Genomic DNA, 19,986 nt, shown 5'->3' with positions numbered 1-19,986 from the left:
TAAAAAATTACCATCCCAGAAATAACATACCCGCACCGCAAATTGACAGGACAGCACCACTAATAGCGTGTACATAGCGATCAAGTTTTTCGGTGTTGAGCAAATTATAACCATAAATTCCCAACAAGACCATCCCGACCATGGTTGCCACTGTTGTGATGGTAAAAGTGCTGATCAGTGTAATCACCTCTGGCATTGAGCGGTGAGCACCTGAAAAAAATAAAAGTGGAATCAATGGTTCCGATGGTCCCATGACGAAAATTGCAAATAATACCAAAGGCGTTACCTTCGTTTTTTGATGATGGTGATGATGCCCTGATGTGCTTTTCCCATGCGTGTGTTCATGCACATACACCTCATCACCCATCACATCAAAATGCTTATGAGAATGCTTCTTTGACATTTTCCAGATCCCGTAAATCAAATATCCAAGTCCAAAAATAAATAGTGCCCAACTCGAAACATTGCCGCGCACGTCTTGTAACCAGCTAATCTTATTGAGCTGCCATCCAAGATAAACGCCAATAATCCCCAGTATGACCGAACTGAAAACATGCCCAAGCCCACATATTATGGTCCATAATATGGTTTTCCCCAACGACCATTTTTTCGATTTGGACAATACAATAAATGGCAGATAATGGTCTGGCCCCGATGCAGTATGAAAAAAACTGATCGTAATAGCTGTAATAGCTAATGCGTAAAGTGTTGTGTTCATATAAATGATTTAATAGCAAAGCAGCTGATTAAGCCGCTTTCTTCAAGCAATGATTTATTAAATCGGTTTTATAGCCGTCTGTCGACCCAACCGATGATATTCACGAAAAGGAAAAGGGATTTAACCGAAAATTTTAAAGGAATGGTATAGGATACACCTGTCTGGCAGCCTGTTCGATAGATATTTATTTTGGAGTTCATAAAAACTATGCCATGACTTCTTATCCGCAAATAGCAAGAAAATTGGTAGAATCAGTCCCAAGGTACAGAGCCGAACGGCATATGCTAAATGTTGATCATAACGCCATTCGAACGAGCATTCTTCGATCGATCCGACATAAAAATCGAAATGGGATTGTGAAGAAGTTATTGCCGTTTTTGACGTGTTTTTATAGGCAGTATGTGAAAAGACATCCTTGTTTATTTTACCTGTAAAAAACATACAGAAAAAAACAATGGGCAAAACCATTAAAAGTTGTCTTAAATACCTATACATAGCATGTAACATCCCTATGGGATTGATAGATCAAATGTATTATAAGTTTGATCGTGTAGAGTAGCACAAATCTTGAATTTTATAGCCTTTTTCTAACCTACTAAAAAATGTATATCTAAAAAAAACAGCGCGAAAACTTTACTTATACCAATAAAAACGCAATAAAACGGTAGAAAAACAAAATATCCCAGCATAAACCAACAGAGTTAAATTAGCACAAATCACGATTTACAACCGATCAAGTCGTTCCTATATTTTCGGCTATCGACCGGCTTGCCATACCGCTTATAATTGCAGTCTATCACATTATTTTCCCTCTTGCATCTCCAACACCACTTGCTTCGGAATAAACATAGGATCATCAGAAAATTAAGCCACAAAATAATCTTAATTTTCTAATGATCATGCTAAAGCTGACGCAGGATTTAAAGTATAATTTTAAAGGTTTTGTCTGTGGCCAACAGCACAATACTAAGGACACACATCAGCAAGGAGTTGTAGAAATGATGATACTCTTGATGCGCCATATGTGCCGTAAACGCCGCAACCGCAAATGGAAACAACAGCAGTACTGCAGCATTCTTAAATTGTGGGTTATACAAACCTATTAAGAGCAATACTACCCCCATTAGTTCCCCTATTCCGATAATGATCGTCCAAGTCTTATTAAAACCCAAGGACTGCATGCTTTGCATCATGGCGCTCTTTTGAAAAACTTTGAATAATGATGCATATCCAAATACATAAAGGTAGTACGCATAGCTCAACCAATGAGCGACTGATTTAATCGTTTCCATGTTATACTTTTTGTTTTCCTACAAATTTCTTTATTAATTTGCAGGAATAACAGTACATACTAGATTGTATGATACCAACAAAAAAGTTTGTATGAACCCACGAAAAGAGAATTCAACCAATCACATTAATGAGCTATACTGGAAAGACCGTTGTGGTATTGCATTTACCTTAGCCGCCATAGGCGGTAGATGGAAAATCAATATCCTTTCCTATTTGCTAAATGAAGGTAAACTCCGCTATAGTGAGTTGCGGAAAAGACTCGTGGGAATATCTGAACGTATGCTGATTGCTAAACTAAAGGAGCTGGAGCATGACAAGCTGATTAATAGACTTGTATATCAGCAAGTTCCACCAAAGGTTGAATACGAATTAACAGCGCTCGGACGGTCGCTCGAGGAAATATTAACCCTCATGGATAAATGGGGAGAAGATAATCTCCCCGAATCAATGCTTTGATAGTGCATAGAGTGCAAATGTACCTAACCAATGCGACCCCATGTAGTCGTCCTTGGTTGTGATATTGGGCAAAGAATACTTTAAATGTTTATTTGCCAACCTATGCAAGTAACTTAACTCAGGCAGCGCTTTGGCGATACCGTTTAAACAGTTTGCGCGACTAAAGTTAAGTCCATCCAGATGGACCAAATGTCCGTCTGTTCGATCTTTCACGATACCCGGTTCTAAATTGAACTCGGGATTAAACAGATCTGGCATAAAATCCTTTAACCATTTACGGTAATCCTCCTGTTGCAACACCAAACTCATACAGAGGGCTTCTTCAAGACAAGGAGAAAGAAAGTCGCTTCCACTTGGCTCAAAAGAAATGTTGCAGCTCTTATCCTGACTGTATAAACGAGAAGCATTCGTCATTAATGATTTTTCAAACGTCACATTTCCCGTGCTTCTTGCATAGTCCAGGGACAGCGAAAGGCCGAAGGCCGAATTATCATGATAGCCTGTCCTGATCGGATAGACCAATTTGGGCAAATATTCCTGATACGATTTCACCACATGTTTCACCAACGGTTCAAGATTCGATGCCCAGCGTTTTGCATCGGCATCTTCCCAAGTTAATAATTCCTTCTGCAGTTGCAACAACCAGGCCCAGCCATACGTACGCTCAAAGTTCTTATTGTTCTTATCTTGAAAGAAATCTAATTCAACAGCCACATTTTCGGCTGTGATATTTCGGTTCAATTGGCGCCGAATTTCACCCGAACTGTCCAGATTCGGAAATTCCTTCAAAATATGCACAATTGACCAATACCCATGTACAGAAGAATGCCAGTCAAAACAACCGTAAAAAATTGGATGCAATGTACGCGGTGCTTTTAGATCACCATCACTACCGAGTACCTGTCCCAACTTATTGGGATATTCCACTTCGATGCAATGCAGTGGCAAACTGAGCAGATGCTTGGCCTGAACGCTATCCAAGGTTAAAGGCTGGTCATTTGAACTCGTATTTACTCTGATCGCTGAATTATTTTGACATGCAACAAAAGCAACGGACATGCAAAGAAGCCCTATTATTTTCTTCATAAAACCTTATTTTATAAACGACTATATAACATTTAATTAAGTAATTGTTCTACCAGTTCAGGAACAGCTATGGTCGCCGATTCTTCAAAACACTGTATATTACGTAAAGCGTTGTCATGAGGAATCTTTTTGTCAATTAAAAACGATTTACAGTGACTAGGCGCAAATTCTTTAAGTCCCGCAGCGGGATAAACCTGTAGGGAGGTTCCCACAATAATCAAAATATCGGCCTTCGAAACCAGGCTTATCGCTTCCTCAATGGCCGGCACAGCCTCTCCAAACCAGACTATATTTGGCCTCAGCTGACTACCCTTCTCACAAAGATCGCCCATCTTGATCTCATCACCAACAATGGGATATACCAAACGGTCATCGACAGATGACTTCGACTGGTCCAAGCGTCCGTGCAAATGAACGATATGGGAGGATCCTGCCTGTTCATGCAGTAGATCAACATTCTGCGTCACAATACTCACCCGGTATGCTGATTCCAATTTTACCAGCGCATGATGAGCCGCATTTGCCTGTGCGACCAAAGCGGCTTTCCGTCTCAGATTATAAAACTCCTGCACCAAGGCTGGATTTTTATGCCAACCTTCAATGGAAGCAACTTCCATGACGTCATGTCCTTCCCACAATCCATTGGCATCCCTAAAGGTAGGTATACCGCTTTCAGCCGAAATACCGGCCCCCGTCAATACAACGATATTTTTCTTTTCCATCTTAAATCTATTTGTTGCACCATTGTATAGTTAAGATTGACTTTTGATATGACCTTCATCATGTCTGTAGACCTGATCTAGATCATTCATTTATCAACAAAGATGCATAATTATCCGGCAGCTCGAGTCGGATCGAGTCTTTACTCAAGGCAGCCTTACGGTTCATATCATCAAAAGAACGTTGGTAATACACAAAAGCGCTATTTGGTATATGCAGTTCACTGGCTTTCTGCACGTTGAACACATAGCGATTATTTTTTAATTTGACATGCTGATAAATCCGATAAGTAACAACTTGAATCTGTACCTTATCAAATTTCGGAATGACCTTTAAATCTGCCGGTTCATGAAAGTATTTATCATTGAAATACATAAATTCATTTGACTCTGCTAATGTTGCTAGAGCTAACCTTCCATTGACCACTTCATTCACTAACGAATCTGCCCGCAATCGCTCGGATTTACTTCCGTCACCGGAACAACAAACACAAAGAAGAGCAAAAATTGGGATCAAAACAGCTTTGATTGGATTCATAGGCCTAAGTTATAATAAAAAATGCTTTTGCGCCACAATTCAGGAGAAAATGCACCGAATACCGAAAGAAAATGGATCAGAATTAATAAATCAGCATAGTTTATATCTCGCAAAAAAGCCCAGGATATTTTGTTATCCCAGGCTTTTTTTCAACGCTAATTGCTATCCGACCTCTTAAAGGTTATTTTCGATAGCGCCCACTTTCTCGCGATATAGTTGTATTGGCGCATCCAACAAAACAGCAATAACTGTCATATTTTTATCCAAGCGCTCTGCTGGTGCCTGAATGTAGATAATACCCGGGATGCTACTCCAATAGAGCTTATTGAAAACCTCATGATTTATCATGGACCCCTCACCGACCACGCGGATCCTGGCGACTCCATTTTTAACACCTTTTAGTGCAATAGGACCCGTAGGTTTTCCCTCGACAAACAGATACAATGTCTGGCGATCTTTAGAGAGCGCGCTTAGTCCTTCATAATGTCCTTCAGGTAAGCCTTTTCCAGTCTCATAAAGTGCTTCGGCATGATCCTTAATCCACTTTAATACCGTTGGATTAGTCGCATTACTACTAGGCAATTTGGTCTCTAAGCCATCCACGGTCAATCCGGAATTATCAAAGATATTTTTTCCGGCATGCAGTGTTGAAGCGATCTGACCTAAAGCACGACCTGTCAACTTATTATCCAGTACAGATTTCAACGTAACTTCAGTATCTTGCGGTGCAGTCCAACGAAGCGCCTCCGCAAAGTTCAGTGCAATCACAGTGACGTCCTGATCAAAGTTTACTTTCGTTAAATCGACTTGAACGGTTCCATTTTCCGACTTAACGTTCACTTTCGCGGATGCGTCGCCGACAACTGAGACTCCTTTAATGGCCGTATGATTAACCAAACCTCTGAGCTGCAATTCGGGTTTCTGTTCATACACGTACAGATAAAGTGTCTTTCCGTCCTTTGATAAAGCAGATTTCCCGCCGTAGTTCACAAATGGAATACCGGCTCTTGTACCGTAGATCGCAGCCGCATGCTTATGTGTCCATCGCCCCAGCTGTTTCAAAATATTTAATTGTTCCTCAGGGATTGTTCCATCTGCCTTTGGACCGATATCCAACAATAGGTTTCCACCCATGGAAATACAATCTACCAACGTTCGAATGATCATATTGGGAGATTTGTACTTTTTATCGAAGGGTTGATAACCCCAAGAATCATTCATGGTATAACAGAGTTCCCAAAATTTAGCATCAGGACGGGTTACTGGAATCCCTTGCTCAGGTGTATCGTAATCTCCATGATGATTCAATCGCGAGTTTATAATAATATTCGGATTATATTTCCGCAAAAGATTCAAGGTCTCTTTAGCTTTCCACTCCTCGGCACTATGCTCCCAATCCCCGTCAAACCAAAGTAATTCCGGCTTATACTGTTCGGATAGCTCAGTCAATTGCCTCTGGTAATATTTTACATAATTATCCCAACGAGAAGGCTCACTTTTCAATTCATAACGCTTTCGATTGCGCGTAAAAACATCGTAATAAGGATGGCTCCAGTCGGGCAAAGAATAATACAGTCCAGTATGCAAGCCTTCTTCTTGTATGGCTTTCACAAATGGTGTGATTACATCCTGTTTGGCAGCTGCGTCTTGTAATGTCGTGATCGCTTTATCAGCCTTCGTATTCCACATCGAGATCCCGTCATGGTGTTTGGTTGTAATCACCGTGTATTTCGCACCAGCTTCTTTGATCAATTTGGCCCATTCCTTCGGTCTATAATCCTTTGCTGTAAAACCATTCAGTTGCTTGATATAATTGTCATGATTGATGTAATTATTGAAGAATGACCAAGATTCTGATATTCCATCGACAGAATAAATCCCCCAGTGAATAAAAATACCCAGTTTGGCATCTTCAAACCAATCCATTTTTTGCGGTGATACATTGTTCTGCGCTGAAACGTTTAAGCACGCGGACGCCAAAAGAACAAAAAGAGAAATCTTTCGAAACTTCATAAGCTATTTTATCGATTACATAACGAGTTTAAGCCGGCAAAATACACATAAATCAGCACAATCCAACTATGTAAGGGATAAATTACGTTGGAGAGCAATTGAAATCTAACATTGTATTTTCTCTCGCTCAAACTAAAAACACGCAGGGAATAGTCGTATTACTTAAACGGATCTCATAGGGACTTTATAGGGACCTCATTCGGATAAAGCCGTGTAAAATCCCTATTAAATCAGTTGTGGGTACCTATTAAATTTGATGCCTCTAGCGGTGTGCCATGTCGTTCAATTTATTGAAGGTGCAACGGTACAAATTCTTCTACCTCGAGCATCAAAATATGCACTAGTCTGGATCATTTTTATCCGTTTGTATGTGCTTACAAAAACTTCATGTATATTTGGCCGGTATGATCGAATTATATACAGATGGGGCTTCAAGTGGAAATCCGGGCCCTGGAGGTTACGGAACCATCTTAAGAACTATTTATACAGGCGATAATGAAGCCTTTAAAGGTAAACTGATCGAAAAAGAGTTTTCGGGCGGTTACCGCAAAACGACTAACAACAGGATGGAATTGATGGCTGTGATCGTCGGCCTCGAGGCACTGAAAAATCTACAGCAACATGTTACCGTGTATTCTGACTCCAAATACGTCATTGACGCCATTGATAAGAAATGGGTATATGGTTGGATACAAAAAGGTTTTGCGGGAAAAAAGAATAAAGATCTTTGGTTGCGGTTAATGAGCGTCTATAAGCTCCATACCGTACGCCTTGTATGGGTAAAAGGCCATGCTGGGCATCCCTTAAATGAGCGCTGTGATCGTTTGGCTGTCGCGGCATCCAAAGATAAGGCAAATTGGAAAATCGACAGTGTTTTTGAAATGGAAGAAGGCAAATAAAAACGGGGCATTGTACAATGCCCCGTTTTTATTATTTCCATGCGATTATTCGCCGCTTTCTTTAGCTGCTAAGTATCTTTCAGCTTCCAAAGCTGCCATACAACCTGTACCTGCAGCAGTGATTGCCTGACGGAAGATGTTATCCTGAACATCACCACAAGCAAAAACACCCGGGATATTTGTTGCAGTACTATCTGGTTTTGTAATTAAATAACCTGTTTCATCCATATCCAATACACCTGTGAAAAGCTCCGTATTAGGCTTATGCCCAATAGCAACGAAGAAACCTGTTACTTCGAGATCTTTTTCAGACTGGTCTTTATTGTTAACAACGCGGATTCCGGTCACTACCTGACCATCTCCTAGGACCTCTTTTGCCTCAGAATTGTAGTGAACTTCGATATTTGGTGTATTCATAACACGATGTACCATTGCTTTAGAAGCACGAAACTCGTCACGGCGAACCAACATATGTACTTTTGAGCATAATTTTGCAAGATATGTTGCTTCTTCTGCCGCTGTATCCCCAGCACCTACAATAGCAACCTCTTGGTTTTTAAAGAAGAACCCATCACATACAGCACATGCTGAAACACCAAAACCATTGTATTTTTGTTCAGATTCCAAGCCTAACCATTTTGCTGTGGCTCCTGTCGCAATAATCACTGTATCTGCGGTAACTTGTACTGTTCCATCGATCTCAACACGGTGTACCTCACCTGTAAAATCCACTTTAGTCACATATCCAAAACGCACTGAAGTTCCGAAGCGTTCAGCTTGCTCGCGCAAATCTTCCATCATCACTGGTCCAGTGATACCTTTTGGATAACCAGGGAAATTGTCCACCTCAGTTGTTTGAGTCAACTGTCCCCCTGGCACAATACCGGTATAAACGACTGGTTTCATATCCGCACGGGCTGCATAAATCGCGGCAGTATAACCTGCTGGTCCCGAACCAATAATCAAACACTGTACATGTTCCACTTCTTGTTTGAATTCCATAATCCTTTTTCTAAGCTATTAATTAACGTTATTTTTTAAATTTATCTTGCAATCCTTTCAGCATATCCAAAGAAATGTTCTGCGGCGCTTCTTCTTTTTGCTGATTGAATTCCTTTTTCGCAAGTTTTTTATCTTCTACAGAATGGGTGGCTGCAGCTGCTTTTGCCTTTTGCTCACTCTTTTCCTTTTTATACCGATTCCAGATATTCTCCAAGACCTTCTTGGTATACAATGGAAAATCACCGTTCTGCATCCAAGCGTAGTAACTGGGCTCTTGCTCAAATACTTCTATAACAGGTCTTCCTTTATGTTTACCAAAATTGATCGTTTCCAATCCCTCGGCATTATAGACGAGACGTCCGGCAAAATCTACAGGCTTACTTAGGTTGGTAAACGTATGTAGCGCCTCAACATCGTTTACGACAGGATAGGACACTGTCCCATGTTTATCTTCGAATGCTGCGCCTTCATATTTTGTCAGCTGTGCTTTCAAGACCTCATATGTGGCACGAACATCCGCTTCCGCTGTATGCGCATTTTCAAGATTTTCATTGCAATAAAACTTGTATGCAGCTTTCAGCGTACGTTGTTCCATCTGATGGAAGATATTTTGAACATCAACAAATGCTCTACCCTCCAATGAAAAATCAACACCTGCCCGTAAAAACTCTTCCATAAGCATTGGGACATCGAATTTATTGGAATTATATCCCGCGAGATCTCCATCGGCAATAAACGCCGCAAGTTCCACTGCGATTGCTCTAAAATTAGGAGCATCCTTCACATCTTCATCATAAATGCCGTGAAAAAAAGAGGATTCCGCAGGAATAGGCACTTCTGGATTGATCTTCTTTGTATAGACTGTTTCTTCACCACTGGGCATCACTTTCAGAAATGATACTTCCACAATACGATCGGTCGCCACATTAACACCTGTAGTTTCCAAATCGAAAAACACCAATGGTCTTTTTAATTTTAATTCCATGCTGGATAATACACTTTTTTATCAAAAACCAAAAATACAAAGTAGTATTCGATTTTTGTAGTCTAAGAAATTTAATTTACAACCGCTTGATGAACTGGTTCTACTTGACTGATTTTCCCAACAACAACCTTCACCATGGCATCGTAGTCCAAGTATTTATTGGCAAGATGCTGCACCTTCTCGGGCGACATATTTCTGATCTGTTCCATATAATAGGAATAATAGTTCAATGTCATCCCATTTAACAAAACACTTTTGAACTTGTCGGCATGCGAAAAGATACTTTCCAACGAACCCAACATAGAACCTTCCATATAGGTCTTCACAAGATTGACCTCATCCTCGGAGGCCAATGTTGTTTTCAACAAATTGATCTCCTTTTCTATTTCAGTCAACGTGGCCTGTGTTACATCTACCCCAACTTCAGTTACAATGGTCATAAAACCAGTATGTTTCAAGGTAGCAACGGCCGAACCAATGCTATAGGTATACCCTTTTTCTTCTCGGATATTGCGCATTAGACGGGAACCGAAAAAACCACCTAATAATGTGTTGACAAATTGTAATGCCGGATAATCGGGATGTTCCCTTCCAATCGTCTGACAGCCCAACCGAATGGCAGACTGCAAGGCATTATCTTTTTCCTCATAAGCCAGGTTATTTGAACCTTGCACCAAAGCAGGAATTTCCGAAGGAGAGACAGCAGCTGCTCCTTGCCACTCGACACCGAAGATTTGCTCCAACTCCTGCAAAAGCTCTTCAGAAACATTACCCGAAACAATTAAAGTACAATTCGCAGGAATAATTTCCCTACGGTACAATTCGATCAGCTGCGCACGCGTAATTGCATCGTAATCTGCTAGTTTTGGTGTACGCCCATAACGATTATTCTCACCAAAGATCAAATTGTAAAATTTGCGTCTCGCCAGATAATCATTTTTCTGAATAGAGACTTGAAACTTTTGTTTGTTATTGCGCAAATAGGTATTCAATTCCTGTTGTGGAATCGATGCTTCCGTTAGAATATCTTTTACAAGCGGCAAGAGTACTTGACTATGTCTATTCAATGTGTAAAGCGACAGAGACGTTACGTCAAAAGAATATTCAGGAACAAGAAATGCTCCGTAGAAATCCACTTTATCTGCAATCTCTGCACTCGACATGGTCTTTGTCCCCTCCTTAAGCAATGCACTTAGGGTACTATTTAACAACGGATTTTCAGCCGATCCGTCAAGATAGGTATTCTCAAAAATCCATTCTATCCGTACCAGCTCCTGCTCGGGCGACTGGAATACATAGACAGGCAATCCGTTTGCAAACTGCTTCTTGATCGGTTCTTTCAAACTTATATTTCCAATTTCACGGAACTCGGGTGCTTTTGTCCTATCCAACATGTACAGCCTCCTCTTGTTTTGATTTATACATTAATATAGAAGCATTCTCCGGTCTAAAAATGAGCTGAGCTTGCTGTTGAACTTCCTCAGCACTCACCGACAAATATTTTGAGACCTCTGTGTTGATGCCGTCTGCATCACCCAGCAACTCATGGAAAGCCAAATTCATGGCTTTATCCAAAATAGATAGTTCTGCAAAAACATTTGTCGATTCGATCTTATTCTTCACTTTTTCCAATTCAGCTGCAGGCACCAACTCGGATTTTATGACCTCCAATTCTGCCCACACCGCGCGTTCAGCTTCCTCTAGCGAGATGCCTTCCGACGGTTTTCCTTCAATAACAAAGAGGTTATTGTCGATACTTCCCATCACATAAGCATTTATTTCACTAAATAACTGCCCCTCTTTTACCAATCGACGATATAAACGTGAAGAAGAGCCCCTCGATAAAATGTCCGACAGAAGATCCATTGCAAAATACCCCTCTTCCAATCGAGCAGGGCCATGAAATGCCATATAAAGCGCATCCAAAGGCACATCTGCCCAAGTCGTTTCCCGTCTAATCTTATCTTGCGCGGGTTCTTTAGGCAATTGGCGATTGTATTTTTCGCCCGCCTCAATATCGCCAAACCATTTTTCAGTCAAAGCTTTTACTTCCTCAAAATGAACATCCCCAGAAACAACCATAATTGCACTCTGCGGATTATAATGTAATTTGAAAAATGCTTTAACATCTTCCATTGTAGCCTCTTCAATATGGCTCAGTTCTTTTCCGATGGTTGCCCAACGATAAGGGTGCACCTGATAGGCCAATGGACGTAATTTTAGCCAAGCGTCACCATAAGGCTGATTCAAATAACGCTGTTTGAATTCTTCACTCACGACATTCCGCTGCACTTCGAGGCTTTGTTCGGAAAAAGCCAAACTTAACATCCGGTCCGACTCCAACCACAATGCCGTTTCTAGATTTGAAGAGGGTAAAGTGATGTAATAATTTGTAATATCGTTGCTGGTGAATGCATTATTCTCGCCACCCACTTTTTGTAATTCGGTATCGAAATTAGGAATATTGATACTTCCACCAAACATCAGGTGTTCAAATAAGTGCGCAAATCCGGTCTGTTCCGGAGATTCATCCCTTGCCCCCACATCGTACAAGATATTGACGCAGGCCATGGCTGTATTATGATCCTCGTGTACCAATACACGTAGGCCGTTTTCCAACGTAAATTTTCGATAAGAAACCATCTATTTTTTCTTCGATGTTTTTAAATCCAGTTAATACCTTTTCGCAATAAAGATAAGGTTTTGGCTTCTTCGGAGCCTTCTTCAGGACGATAATCATATGCCCAATTGGCTTGGGCTGGTAGACTCATCAATATCGACTCAATCCGACCATTCGTTTCAAGTCCAAATTTAGTCCCCGAGTCCCATACGAGGTTAAATTCGACATAGCGTCCGCGACGGATCAATTGCCAATTTTTTTGTTGATCAGTAAAGTTTTTATGTCGATTTTTCTCCACCAAAGCAGTGTATGTTGGTGCAAACGTGCGTCCAAGGTCACAGGAAAAAGCAAAAATATCTTCCATGCTCACCCCTGTTTTTTCAGTATTCAACTTATCGTAAAATACACCTCCTATGCCGCGTGTTTCCTGGCGATGTCTGATATAAAAATAATCATCCGCCCAATTTTTAAATTTTTCATAATAGGATGAATCATGTCTATCACAGACATCTTTCAGCTGCTGATGAAAATAACGGGCATCCTCTTCATCGATATAATGCGGCGTTAAATCAATACCGCCGCCAAACCAACGAATCTGATCGTTCAGTTCAAAATAGCGGATATTCATGTGTATAATAGGTACGAAGGGATTGTTTGGATGGATTACAATGGAAACTCCTGTCGCAAAAAAATCATCTTCTTCCACCGCAAATGACTTTTTGATCGCTTCAGGTAATTTGCCATACACAGACGAAAAGTTAACGCCTCCTTTTTCAAAAATCTGACCATTTTGAATGATCCTGGTGCGACCGCCACCACCGCCTTCACGCTCCCACAATTCTTCTTCAAAGCGTGCCGATCCGTCTAATTTCTCCAGCGCCTGACATATTTCGTCCTGAATTTCTTTATAAGCTAAAGCAATCGCTTCTTTTGTTATCATCTACTCTATTGCTACTTTATTATGTTAATTTTTCGCTCAATGCTTGAATAATTTTAGATGCAGGGAGGTGTTCATACAAAATTTGATGCACGGCATCGCATATAGGCAATTCCACTGCATATTTTTTCGCATACTCTTGAATACATGCCGATGCGTAATACCCTTCAGCCACCATATTCATTTCCAATTGCGCAGATTGTACACTATAGCCCTTTCCGATCATATTACCAAAGGTTCTATTTCGGCTAAATTGGGAATAGGCTGTTACCAAAAGATCCCCTAAATAAGCCGAAGTATTCACATCCCTTGACGTATCACCATCTACTTTACCTACAAACCGGCGCATTTCGCGAATTGCATTGGAGACCAGCACAGCCTGAAAATTATCACCGTAACCTAAGCCGTGACAGATACCTCCAGCTAACGCATAGATGTTTTTCAATACTGCACCAAATTCTATTCCGAGTACATCTTCCGACAGAATCGTCTTGATAACCCTTGACGACAGAAAGGAAGCAACCAATGCTGCACTATCCAGGTTCTTACAGCCGAAAGTTAAATAAGACAATTTGCCTAAGGCAACTTCCTCCGCATGGCAGGGACCACCAACCACACAGATCTGTTCAATATCGACCTCATACCGTTGCTCCAAAAACTCACCGATAATCAAATTATCTTTGGGAATAATCCCCTTGATGGCGGAAACAACAATTTTATTTCTAAAATCTTCCTTCGTCACATTGGCCAGTGCATCCTTCAAATAGGCCGCAGGCGTATTTAAAATGACAATATCTGAATTAGTAATTACGTTTTTAGCATCGGTATCAATCGTCGTAATACTAAGATCAACCGAAACACTGCTCAGGTAAGTCGGGTTATGTTTGAATTTTTGAATATATTCTGCATCCTCTTCCTTTCTTACCCACCAAAAAATATGCTTGTCTTGGTCATTTTCACATAGCATCTTGATCATAGCAGTAGCCCAACTTCCGCTACCAATTATACCAATCTTTTTCCCCTGCATGTCTTTAATTTGTTTTCGACAGCAAATATACTTATTTACTAACGAGATATACGATTCACGCAGTGAGATATGATACTTTCGTTACTTTTTAAGCAAATAAACGCTCCCAGAAGCCTAATTCCAAGCCAACATAATAATCGTTGTTTTCGAATTTTATGGGGTAAACGCGAATAAAATCATGCTGTTCGGGATTACCTCTCCCCGACACCAGATCGAATTCATGGCGATGAAAAGGACAGATTACTTTTCCACGTTCACACCAGCCATTTTTCAATGGTGCCCCAGCATGTGGACATTTAGGCGAGAAAGCATAGAGTTGGTCTTCGTACCAGGTAATACAAATAATTTTTCTACCGAATTTATGTTCGCTGATGCCCTGATTTTTAAGAAAATCGGCATGTTCAATTTTGTGCCAATGAACCATTCGACAAGATAGCTAAAAATTACAGTGAATTTTCTATCTTTGTGCAATTTCAAAAATTTGCACTATATATGGCTTTACAATGCGGTATCGTAGGTTTACCAAACGTCGGTAAATCAACATTATTTAACTGTTTGTCGAACGCGAAAGCGCAAGCGGCTAACTTTCCATTTTGTACAATTGAACCAAATGTTGGGGTAATTACCGTACCGGATGCCCGTCTCAATAAATTAGCTGAATTAGTCAACCCGCAACGAATTGTTCCAAACACCATCGAGATTGTCGACATCGCCGGTCTTGTGAAAGGAGCTTCAAAAGGTGAAGGCTTAGGCAATCAATTCTTAGGAAATATTCGTACAACAAATGCTATTATTCACGTTTTAAGATGTTTTGACGATGGGAACGTGATCCACGTCGATGGTTCGGTAGACCCCATCAGAGATAAAGAAATCATTGACACCGAATTGCAGCTTAAAGATTTGGACACTGTTGTAAAACGTATCCAGAAGGTAGAAAAAATGGCTAAAACAGGCGGCGATAAAGATGCAAAAAGAACGTTTGACATCCTATCAATCGTCAAAGATCATCTTGAAGCTGGAAAATCTGCACGTACAGCAGCGATTGAAGCGGAAGATTTTGAGTTCATCCAGGATTTAGCCTTGTTGACAGCCAAACCAGTACTTTATGTATGTAATGTAGACGAAGGTTCTGTTAATACAGGTAACGCTTACGTAGAACGTGTTAAGGAAGCTGTAAAGGATGAAAAAGCCGAGGTATTGATTATCTCAGCACAGATCGAATCTGAAATTGCCCAACTGGAAAGCTACGATGAGCGCAAAATGTTTTTGGATGACCTTGGCCTTGAAGAATCTGGCGTACACAAGCTGATCCGCGCGGCATATTCGCTTTTAAATTTGGCGACTTATTTTACCGCTGGTGTACAAGAAGTTCGCGCTTGGACGATTGAGAATGGATTTACAGCACCTCAGGCTGCAGGTGTAATTCACACAGATTTCGAAAAAGGATTTATCCGCGCTGAAGTAATTAAGTATGACGATTTCGTCACGTTTGGCTCCGAAAATGCAGTAAAAGAAGCTGGAAAATTATCAGTGGAAGGAAAAACATATATTGTCCAAGATGGCGATATCATGCACTTCCGTTTTAACGTATAACCATCCCGCCTGTTCAAACAGGTAAGCATAAAAAAGAGGCGAACACTTTTGAAGTATTCGCCTCTTTTTTATGCTTTATCATCTCCTTTTTTATTGTCAAAACTATGCCCCACCTAGCGGACGGGCTATTATCAAATTCGCCTTGTAAGCACAGTGAGTCCACCATGAGTCCACGTTGAGTCCACCTTTTTATTGTATAGTCACCGTGCTCTCACCGTGGTCGAACCTCACTCACAGGGCGAAGTAAATACCGCATTGTTGTCAGGCAGACCTGTAGAAGCCTCTACTAAAAACACTTTTACATTAAGCTAGGGATACAAGGCTTGCTATTTAACAAAATAGCGATGCTCAATCACCTCTACTTTTTTGATATCCTTATCTTCCAATACTTTCTTAACATCACAATGGCCGGTTACGCCACGATAGATCAAGGCTCCACCAAGGGTTAGTCCAGACAATCCAGTAAGTGGTGACTTAAACAGTTTTTTAACACCCAAGCCCAATATGAATCCGCCGGCAATCACCGACAGAACACGCTCAGAGGTGCCAATATTTTCTTCGATACAATCGTCTTCGATCTTTGTTTTTATCTTATCAAATGCAAAGTTTAGTAGGTTACTCATAATTATCTCTATTTTATTTATCGTACATGTTATAAACAAATGGTGTCCTAAAAAAGTTTAGGAATAGAATAATAGTTTTTTATGTTGTTTCTCCGACGACATCTCTTATATTCGTATTTAACAAATTAGAATTACATGCAAATCAAAAAATATTCTGGTGAATTGGTACCCTTTAATGGTGAATCGCTACGCCATTCGCTTTCTCGTTCCGGTGCCAATGCTGACCAGGTCAATCAGGTCTACGATAAGGTACTCAACGAAATATATGATGGGATTTCAACAAGAGAACTCTATCAGCTGGCCTTTGATACGTTAAAAACAGTACGAAATTCTTACGCCGCTCGCTACAGCCTTAAGAAAGCCCTGCGTGAACTTGGCCCCGAAGGTTTCTACTTCGAAAAATACATTGCCCACCTTCTGCGATCCATCGGATATGAAAGCACCACCGGACAGACCGTACAGGGACATGCCGTTTCCCATGAATTGGATGTTGTAGCCTATAAGGACGGTAAACTGATCACCGCCGAATGCAAATTTCGAAACGATATTGACGCAAAAATATCCGTAACGACGCCCATGTATTATCTTTCAAGATTCAAAGATATCAGCAATATCAATTATCAGTTTTTTGGAAAACAGCTGCAGTTTCAAGAAGGCTGGCTGATTACCAACGCATACTTCACCTCCGATTCGATTGATTTTGCCAAATACTATCATATCAACTTGCTTTCTTGGGATTATCCAAAAGAAAATAGCATCAAAAAGAGAGTAGACAAAGCTGTTTTCTATCCGGTCACTTGTCTCACAACTCTTTCCGACCTTGAGGAACAGCAACTGCTCAAAAATCAACTTATTTTGGTAAAAGATATCGTGAGTAATCCCGAAAAATTGGATCTCCTAAACTTAACAAAAGAACGGAAAGAAAAGGTCTTAAACGAGGCTCGCGAACTCATCAACTATCAGGTGGAAGAAGAGTATTAATTATAAAAAAAGGTGTTATGTATACCTGTTTGGACAGCTATACATAACACCTTTTTCAGTAGTCGATATTACTTCTAAAGCTTGGTCGGATGATAGATCTTGCCATATTTCGCAAGTTCGCTTAAATCCGTCTTTTCCCAAAATATACCATAAATGGCTGCTCCGGACCCCGACATAGATGCGTAAATTGCTCCTTTTTGGTATAAAGTTTCTTTGATTTCTTTCAACAAGGGGTAACTTTCGAAAATACCATCCTCAAAATCATTTCGAATATGAAATTTCCACTCTTGGATAGGTAAACGAATCGCTTCTTCCAAACTAACTTCGGGTACCTTAGGTTGCACAGCAGCAAAAGCTTCAGCCGTAGAAATATGAATATTAGGCATAATTACCACAAGATGGTAGCCATCCAGATTTAGATCTAAGTCTTTAAAATCTGTCCCAATACCTGTTGCAAAAACAGGATTATTTGCGATAAAAAAAGGACAATCGGCACCTAGCTTTTCGGCGTATCCCGCCAGCTGCTCTTCAGTAAGATTCAATTGAAAGAGCGTATTGAGTCCTTTCAAAACAAAAGACGCGTCCGCAGAACCGCCGCCTAATCCTGCTCCAATCGGAATTTGTTTGATCAAATCAATGGAAACGGGTGGAATTCCATAATCTTTTTTCAACAATTCAAAAGCTCTTATACAAAGGTTATCATGGAGATTCCCTGGGATACGTTCCCCTTGAGTGTTTAGTGTTGTCTCCGCAGCAGTCGTTTCCAATAATTCGATAATATCGTAAATCGGAAGTGGATAGAAAACGCTATTCAGTTCATGATAACCATCCGTACGCTTGGCAATGACTTGCAGCCCAATATTTAGTTTAGCGTTTGCAAAAAGTATCATGTGAATTGCTCTAAATCGTATATTTCAAAATTAATAACTTACCAATGAAAAGATATTATCACTGAACCTAGATAACCGCCCTTTCGCTTTAAGGAAATCCAAAGAGATAATAAAACTGTAGGCGACAATTTCCCCACCAAGTCGTTCAATAAGTTTACTGGCGGCAACGACGGTACCCCCTGTCGCTAAAAGGTCGTCGTGAACCAATATACGGCTTCCTTTTTCAAAAGCATCTTCATGGATTTCAATGGTTGCCTGGCCGTATTCCAGTGCATAGGATTCAGATACGGTTTTAAAAGGCAATTTACCTTGTTTTCGGATTGGAATAAAAGGCAAGCCCAGCCTATTGGCAAGTAAAAATCCAAATAGAAAACCCCGACTCTCAATTCCAGCAATAGCATCTATCTCTATGCCTTGCAATTGATCAATAATCGCATCAACCATTTCGCTACACAATGCCGCATCTTTCAACAAAGGGGTAATATCTTTAAAGACAATACCAGGTTTAGGAAAATCCACAATATCCCGGATTTCCAGTTTCAATTTATCTTGAATCATTCTCAAATATTAAATAAGGCGCAATCTTCGCAATCGCAAGATCTGAAAGTGTTCCTATTTTTGTCAAGTCCTCAATATTGACATAACTTCCATGCTGATCCCTATAATTGACGATTAGTTTCGCATCTTTAGGGCTAAGATACGGATGTTTGGCCAATGAATTTGCATCAAGCTTATTAATATTGATTTTTTTGATTCCATCTAAATTGGCTACAACAATATAGTCTTTAATCTGGTCATAGGTCTCGGCTGTAACTCCATAAACCTCCTTTAATTGTTCTATGCGGTAGAACCCACCAAGAACCTCTTTATATTTCAAAATGCGTTTGGATAGAACCGAACCTATCCCTTTAAGACTGATTAATGCTGTCGTATCACAGGTATTAATATCGATAAGCTCGGCTTTATTTCTTTCAAACTTATCGTAAAGCAAAGGCGCTTTATTTTGTTGTTTTGTTCGCGCTGAATCAGGCATTGTTTTGATTTGAATGTAGGGCTCTAATCTGTTGTAAAGTCGGCCATTGATCGAGTAAATTTTCTTCAGATCGGTTTTTACTCTAAACCTTCCACCTTTTTTTTCATAGTTTTTCACGACCGTAATTTGTTTATCAGAAAGCCCCAACTTATGCCAATCAGCGTGTGGTAAATTGTTTGGATCAAAATAGAATAGTTTGGTCTCTTCCAAAACCGAATGTTCAGATATTGCCCCCGCGCTTTTGTCTTTAGTCGAATAGGTTGCCTCGACCTCCTGTTTGTTTACCGAACCAGAGACCTCAAGAGAGTCATGAAAGGATTGTTCAAATAATTTGGCCTGATTGGGAATTGGATCGCGCGTATTGCTTTTAATCAAAGCATAGATCGTCACAAACAGCACAATGATTACCAAAATAATGAAAAACCCATTTTGTTCTGTTTTATTAAATTTAAAATAAGCCAATAGCCTCTTCATAAGCCGCTAATAGTTGGAATATCTAAATTTAATAAATTATAAGGAAAATAAAAAGGGAATTATTAAAAACAATTCCCTTTTTATTAATTATTATCTACA

At 40.2% G+C, this 19,986-nt stretch carries 21 protein-coding genes; 4 read left to right on the top strand and 17 right to left on the bottom strand.

From position 1 onward, the window contains the following. Nucleotides 1-7: 7 nt before the first annotated feature. Both AAH582_RS11165 and AAH582_RS11160 read right to left on the bottom strand, forming a co-directional pair. The gene (locus AAH582_RS11165) at nucleotides 8-718 is read right to left on the bottom strand and encodes a membrane protein (RefSeq protein ID WP_046676263.1); all 711 of its coding nucleotides are present in this window, start codon (nucleotides 716-718) and stop codon (nucleotides 8-10) included. Nucleotides 719-1,638: 920 nt separating this feature from the next. Beyond that, nucleotides 1,639-2,010: a DoxX family protein gene (locus AAH582_RS11160; RefSeq protein WP_046676261.1), complete on the bottom strand. Its 372-nt coding sequence runs from the start codon at nucleotides 2,008-2,010 to the stop codon at nucleotides 1,639-1,641. Nucleotides 2,011-2,101: 91 nt separating this feature from the next. Between AAH582_RS11160 and AAH582_RS11155 the strand changes: the two genes are divergently transcribed. Beyond that, the gene (locus AAH582_RS11155; RefSeq protein WP_046676260.1) at nucleotides 2,102-2,467 is read left to right on the top strand and encodes a winged helix-turn-helix transcriptional regulator; all 366 of its coding nucleotides are present in this window, start codon (nucleotides 2,102-2,104) and stop codon (nucleotides 2,465-2,467) included. Here AAH582_RS11155 and AAH582_RS11150 read toward each other — a convergent pair. The 4 genes from AAH582_RS11150 to AAH582_RS11135 all read right to left on the bottom strand — a co-directional run bounded on the left by AAH582_RS11150 (nucleotide 2,456) and on the right by AAH582_RS11135 (nucleotide 6,823). After that, nucleotides 2,456-3,553: a DUF2891 domain-containing protein gene (locus tag AAH582_RS11150; RefSeq protein ID WP_343322180.1), complete on the bottom strand. Its 1,098-nt coding sequence runs from the start codon at nucleotides 3,551-3,553 to the stop codon at nucleotides 2,456-2,458. The genes AAH582_RS11155 and AAH582_RS11150 overlap by 12 nt on opposite strands. Nucleotides 3,554-3,585: 32 nt before the next feature. Next, entirely contained in the window at nucleotides 3,586-4,275 is a 690-nt protein-coding gene (locus AAH582_RS11145) for an SIR2 family NAD-dependent protein deacylase (RefSeq protein ID WP_286710517.1), read from the bottom strand. 82 nt (nucleotides 4,276-4,357) lie between these two features. Then, on the bottom strand, nucleotides 4,358-4,810 hold the full coding sequence (locus tag AAH582_RS11140; protein ID WP_343322179.1) for a hypothetical protein: 453 nt from the start codon (nucleotides 4,808-4,810) through the stop codon (nucleotides 4,358-4,360). Between the two features lie 174 nt (nucleotides 4,811-4,984). Then, nucleotides 4,985-6,823, bottom strand: a complete 1,839-nt coding sequence (locus AAH582_RS11135; RefSeq protein ID WP_343322178.1) for an alpha-L-fucosidase — start codon at nucleotides 6,821-6,823, stop codon at nucleotides 4,985-4,987. A gap of 404 nt (nucleotides 6,824-7,227) precedes the next feature. Between AAH582_RS11135 and rnhA the strand changes: the two genes are divergently transcribed. Continuing rightward, on the top strand, nucleotides 7,228-7,722 hold the full coding sequence (gene rnhA, locus AAH582_RS11130) for a ribonuclease HI (protein ID WP_046676473.1): 495 nt from the start codon (nucleotides 7,228-7,230) through the stop codon (nucleotides 7,720-7,722). 45 nt (nucleotides 7,723-7,767) lie between these two features. Here the strand turns inward: rnhA and trxB are convergent, their stop codons facing one another. The 7 genes from trxB to AAH582_RS11095 all read right to left on the bottom strand — a co-directional run bounded on the left by trxB (nucleotide 7,768) and on the right by AAH582_RS11095 (nucleotide 14,717). Beyond that, nucleotides 7,768-8,724 (bottom strand): thioredoxin-disulfide reductase, encoded by a 957-nt coding sequence (gene trxB, locus AAH582_RS11125; protein ID WP_046676255.1) that lies wholly within the window; start codon nucleotides 8,722-8,724, stop codon nucleotides 7,768-7,770. 28 nt (nucleotides 8,725-8,752) lie between these two features. Further along, a complete protein-coding gene (locus AAH582_RS11120; RefSeq protein ID WP_046676254.1) occupies nucleotides 8,753-9,709 on the bottom strand; it encodes a 3'-5' exonuclease in 957 nt (318 codons plus the stop codon). A 71-nt stretch (nucleotides 9,710-9,780) separates the two neighbouring features. After that, entirely contained in the window at nucleotides 9,781-11,103 is a 1,323-nt protein-coding gene (locus tag AAH582_RS11115) for a M16 family metallopeptidase (RefSeq protein WP_343322177.1), read from the bottom strand. After that, nucleotides 11,093-12,352 carry a M16 family metallopeptidase gene (locus AAH582_RS11110; RefSeq protein ID WP_343322176.1) on the bottom strand — a complete coding sequence of 420 codons (1,260 nt, stop codon included), beginning with the start codon at nucleotides 12,350-12,352 and terminating at the stop codon, nucleotides 11,093-11,095. The genes AAH582_RS11115 and AAH582_RS11110 overlap by 11 nt, the downstream gene beginning before the upstream one ends. Nucleotides 12,353-12,372: 20 nt before the next feature. Next, complete coding sequence (gene hemF / locus AAH582_RS11105; protein ID WP_343322175.1) at nucleotides 12,373-13,269, bottom strand: oxygen-dependent coproporphyrinogen oxidase; 897 nt, start codon at nucleotides 13,267-13,269, stop codon at nucleotides 12,373-12,375. 19 nt (nucleotides 13,270-13,288) lie between these two features. Further along, a complete protein-coding gene (locus AAH582_RS11100) occupies nucleotides 13,289-14,293 on the bottom strand; it encodes an NAD(P)H-dependent glycerol-3-phosphate dehydrogenase (RefSeq protein WP_070560849.1) in 1,005 nt (334 codons plus the stop codon). 88 nt (nucleotides 14,294-14,381) lie between these two features. Further along, nucleotides 14,382-14,717 carry a Rieske (2Fe-2S) protein gene (locus AAH582_RS11095; protein ID WP_343322174.1) on the bottom strand — a complete coding sequence of 112 codons (336 nt, stop codon included), beginning with the start codon at nucleotides 14,715-14,717 and terminating at the stop codon, nucleotides 14,382-14,384. A gap of 68 nt (nucleotides 14,718-14,785) precedes the next feature. Between AAH582_RS11095 and ychF the strand changes: the two genes are divergently transcribed. Further along, nucleotides 14,786-15,886: a redox-regulated ATPase YchF gene (gene ychF / locus AAH582_RS11090; protein WP_046676249.1), complete on the top strand. Its 1,101-nt coding sequence runs from the start codon at nucleotides 14,786-14,788 to the stop codon at nucleotides 15,884-15,886. 326 nt (nucleotides 15,887-16,212) lie between these two features. Here ychF and AAH582_RS11085 read toward each other — a convergent pair whose 3' ends face one another. Continuing rightward, on the bottom strand, nucleotides 16,213-16,509 hold the full coding sequence (locus AAH582_RS11085; protein WP_046676248.1) for a YgaP family membrane protein: 297 nt from the start codon (nucleotides 16,507-16,509) through the stop codon (nucleotides 16,213-16,215). Between the two features lie 135 nt (nucleotides 16,510-16,644). Between AAH582_RS11085 and AAH582_RS11080 the strand changes: the two genes are divergently transcribed. Next, nucleotides 16,645-17,490, top strand: coding sequence for an ATP cone domain-containing protein (locus tag AAH582_RS11080; RefSeq protein ID WP_046676247.1), 846 nt, complete (start codon nucleotides 16,645-16,647; stop codon nucleotides 17,488-17,490). Between the two features lie 74 nt (nucleotides 17,491-17,564). Here AAH582_RS11080 and ispE read toward each other — a convergent pair whose 3' ends face one another. From ispE to AAH582_RS11065, 3 genes are read right to left on the bottom strand one after another with little or no spacing between them, the layout of a single operon-like run. Beyond that, nucleotides 17,565-18,380: a 4-(cytidine 5'-diphospho)-2-C-methyl-D-erythritol kinase gene (gene ispE, locus AAH582_RS11075; protein WP_343322173.1), complete on the bottom strand. Its 816-nt coding sequence runs from the start codon at nucleotides 18,378-18,380 to the stop codon at nucleotides 17,565-17,567. 30 nt (nucleotides 18,381-18,410) lie between these two features. Next, nucleotides 18,411-18,938: an adenine phosphoribosyltransferase gene (locus tag AAH582_RS11070; RefSeq protein WP_046676245.1), complete on the bottom strand. Its 528-nt coding sequence runs from the start codon at nucleotides 18,936-18,938 to the stop codon at nucleotides 18,411-18,413. Next, nucleotides 18,925-19,887 carry a helix-hairpin-helix domain-containing protein gene (locus tag AAH582_RS11065; protein WP_343322172.1) on the bottom strand — a complete coding sequence of 321 codons (963 nt, stop codon included), beginning with the start codon at nucleotides 19,885-19,887 and terminating at the stop codon, nucleotides 18,925-18,927. The genes AAH582_RS11070 and AAH582_RS11065 overlap by 14 nt, the downstream gene beginning before the upstream one ends. Nucleotides 19,888-19,986 lie beyond the last annotated feature (99 nt).

This window comes from Sphingobacterium multivorum, from assembly GCF_039511225.1.
Lineage (GTDB): Bacteria > Bacteroidota > Bacteroidia > Sphingobacteriales > Sphingobacteriaceae > Sphingobacterium.
The sequence above is the reverse complement of the archived record's forward strand: the minus strand, read 5'-3'. Positions and strand labels throughout refer to the sequence as shown.

Excerpts from the sequence above, each read along its gene's own strand:
- AAH582_RS11165 (WP_046676263.1), bottom strand. The coding sequence starts at position 718 with ATGAACACAACACTTTACGCATTAGCTATTACAGCTATTACGATCAGT.
- AAH582_RS11160 (WP_046676261.1), bottom strand. The coding sequence starts at position 2,010 with ATGGAAACGATTAAATCAGTCGCTCATTGGTTGAGCTATGCGTACTAC.
- AAH582_RS11155 (WP_046676260.1), top strand. The coding sequence starts at position 2,102 with ATGAACCCACGAAAAGAGAATTCAACCAATCACATTAATGAGCTATAC.
- AAH582_RS11150 (WP_343322180.1), bottom strand. The coding sequence starts at position 3,553 with ATGAAGAAAATAATAGGGCTTCTTTGCATGTCCGTTGCTTTTGTTGCA.
- AAH582_RS11145 (WP_286710517.1), bottom strand. The coding sequence starts at position 4,275 with ATGGAAAAGAAAAATATCGTTGTATTGACGGGGGCCGGTATTTCGGCT.
- AAH582_RS11140 (WP_343322179.1), bottom strand. The coding sequence starts at position 4,810 with ATGAATCCAATCAAAGCTGTTTTGATCCCAATTTTTGCTCTTCTTTGT.
- AAH582_RS11135 (WP_343322178.1), bottom strand. The coding sequence starts at position 6,823 with ATGAAGTTTCGAAAGATTTCTCTTTTTGTTCTTTTGGCGTCCGCGTGC.
- rnhA (WP_046676473.1), top strand. The coding sequence starts at position 7,228 with ATGATCGAATTATATACAGATGGGGCTTCAAGTGGAAATCCGGGCCCT.
- trxB (WP_046676255.1), bottom strand. The coding sequence starts at position 8,724 with ATGGAATTCAAACAAGAAGTGGAACATGTACAGTGTTTGATTATTGGT.
- AAH582_RS11120 (WP_046676254.1), bottom strand. The coding sequence starts at position 9,709 with ATGGAATTAAAATTAAAAAGACCATTGGTGTTTTTCGATTTGGAAACT.
- AAH582_RS11115 (WP_343322177.1), bottom strand. The coding sequence starts at position 11,103 with ATGTTGGATAGGACAAAAGCACCCGAGTTCCGTGAAATTGGAAATATA.
- AAH582_RS11110 (WP_343322176.1), bottom strand. The coding sequence starts at position 12,352 with ATGGTTTCTTATCGAAAATTTACGTTGGAAAACGGCCTACGTGTATTG.
- hemF (WP_343322175.1), bottom strand. The coding sequence starts at position 13,269 with ATGATAACAAAAGAAGCGATTGCTTTAGCTTATAAAGAAATTCAGGAC.
- AAH582_RS11100 (WP_070560849.1), bottom strand. The coding sequence starts at position 14,293 with ATGCAGGGGAAAAAGATTGGTATAATTGGTAGCGGAAGTTGGGCTACT.
- AAH582_RS11095 (WP_343322174.1), bottom strand. The coding sequence starts at position 14,717 with ATGGTTCATTGGCACAAAATTGAACATGCCGATTTTCTTAAAAATCAG.
- ychF (WP_046676249.1), top strand. The coding sequence starts at position 14,786 with ATGGCTTTACAATGCGGTATCGTAGGTTTACCAAACGTCGGTAAATCA.
- AAH582_RS11085 (WP_046676248.1), bottom strand. The coding sequence starts at position 16,509 with ATGAGTAACCTACTAAACTTTGCATTTGATAAGATAAAAACAAAGATC.
- AAH582_RS11080 (WP_046676247.1), top strand. The coding sequence starts at position 16,645 with ATGCAAATCAAAAAATATTCTGGTGAATTGGTACCCTTTAATGGTGAA.
- ispE (WP_343322173.1), bottom strand. The coding sequence starts at position 18,380 with ATGATACTTTTTGCAAACGCTAAACTAAATATTGGGCTGCAAGTCATT.
- AAH582_RS11070 (WP_046676245.1), bottom strand. The coding sequence starts at position 18,938 with ATGATTCAAGATAAATTGAAACTGGAAATCCGGGATATTGTGGATTTT.
- AAH582_RS11065 (WP_343322172.1), bottom strand. The coding sequence starts at position 19,887 with ATGAAGAGGCTATTGGCTTATTTTAAATTTAATAAAACAGAACAAAAT.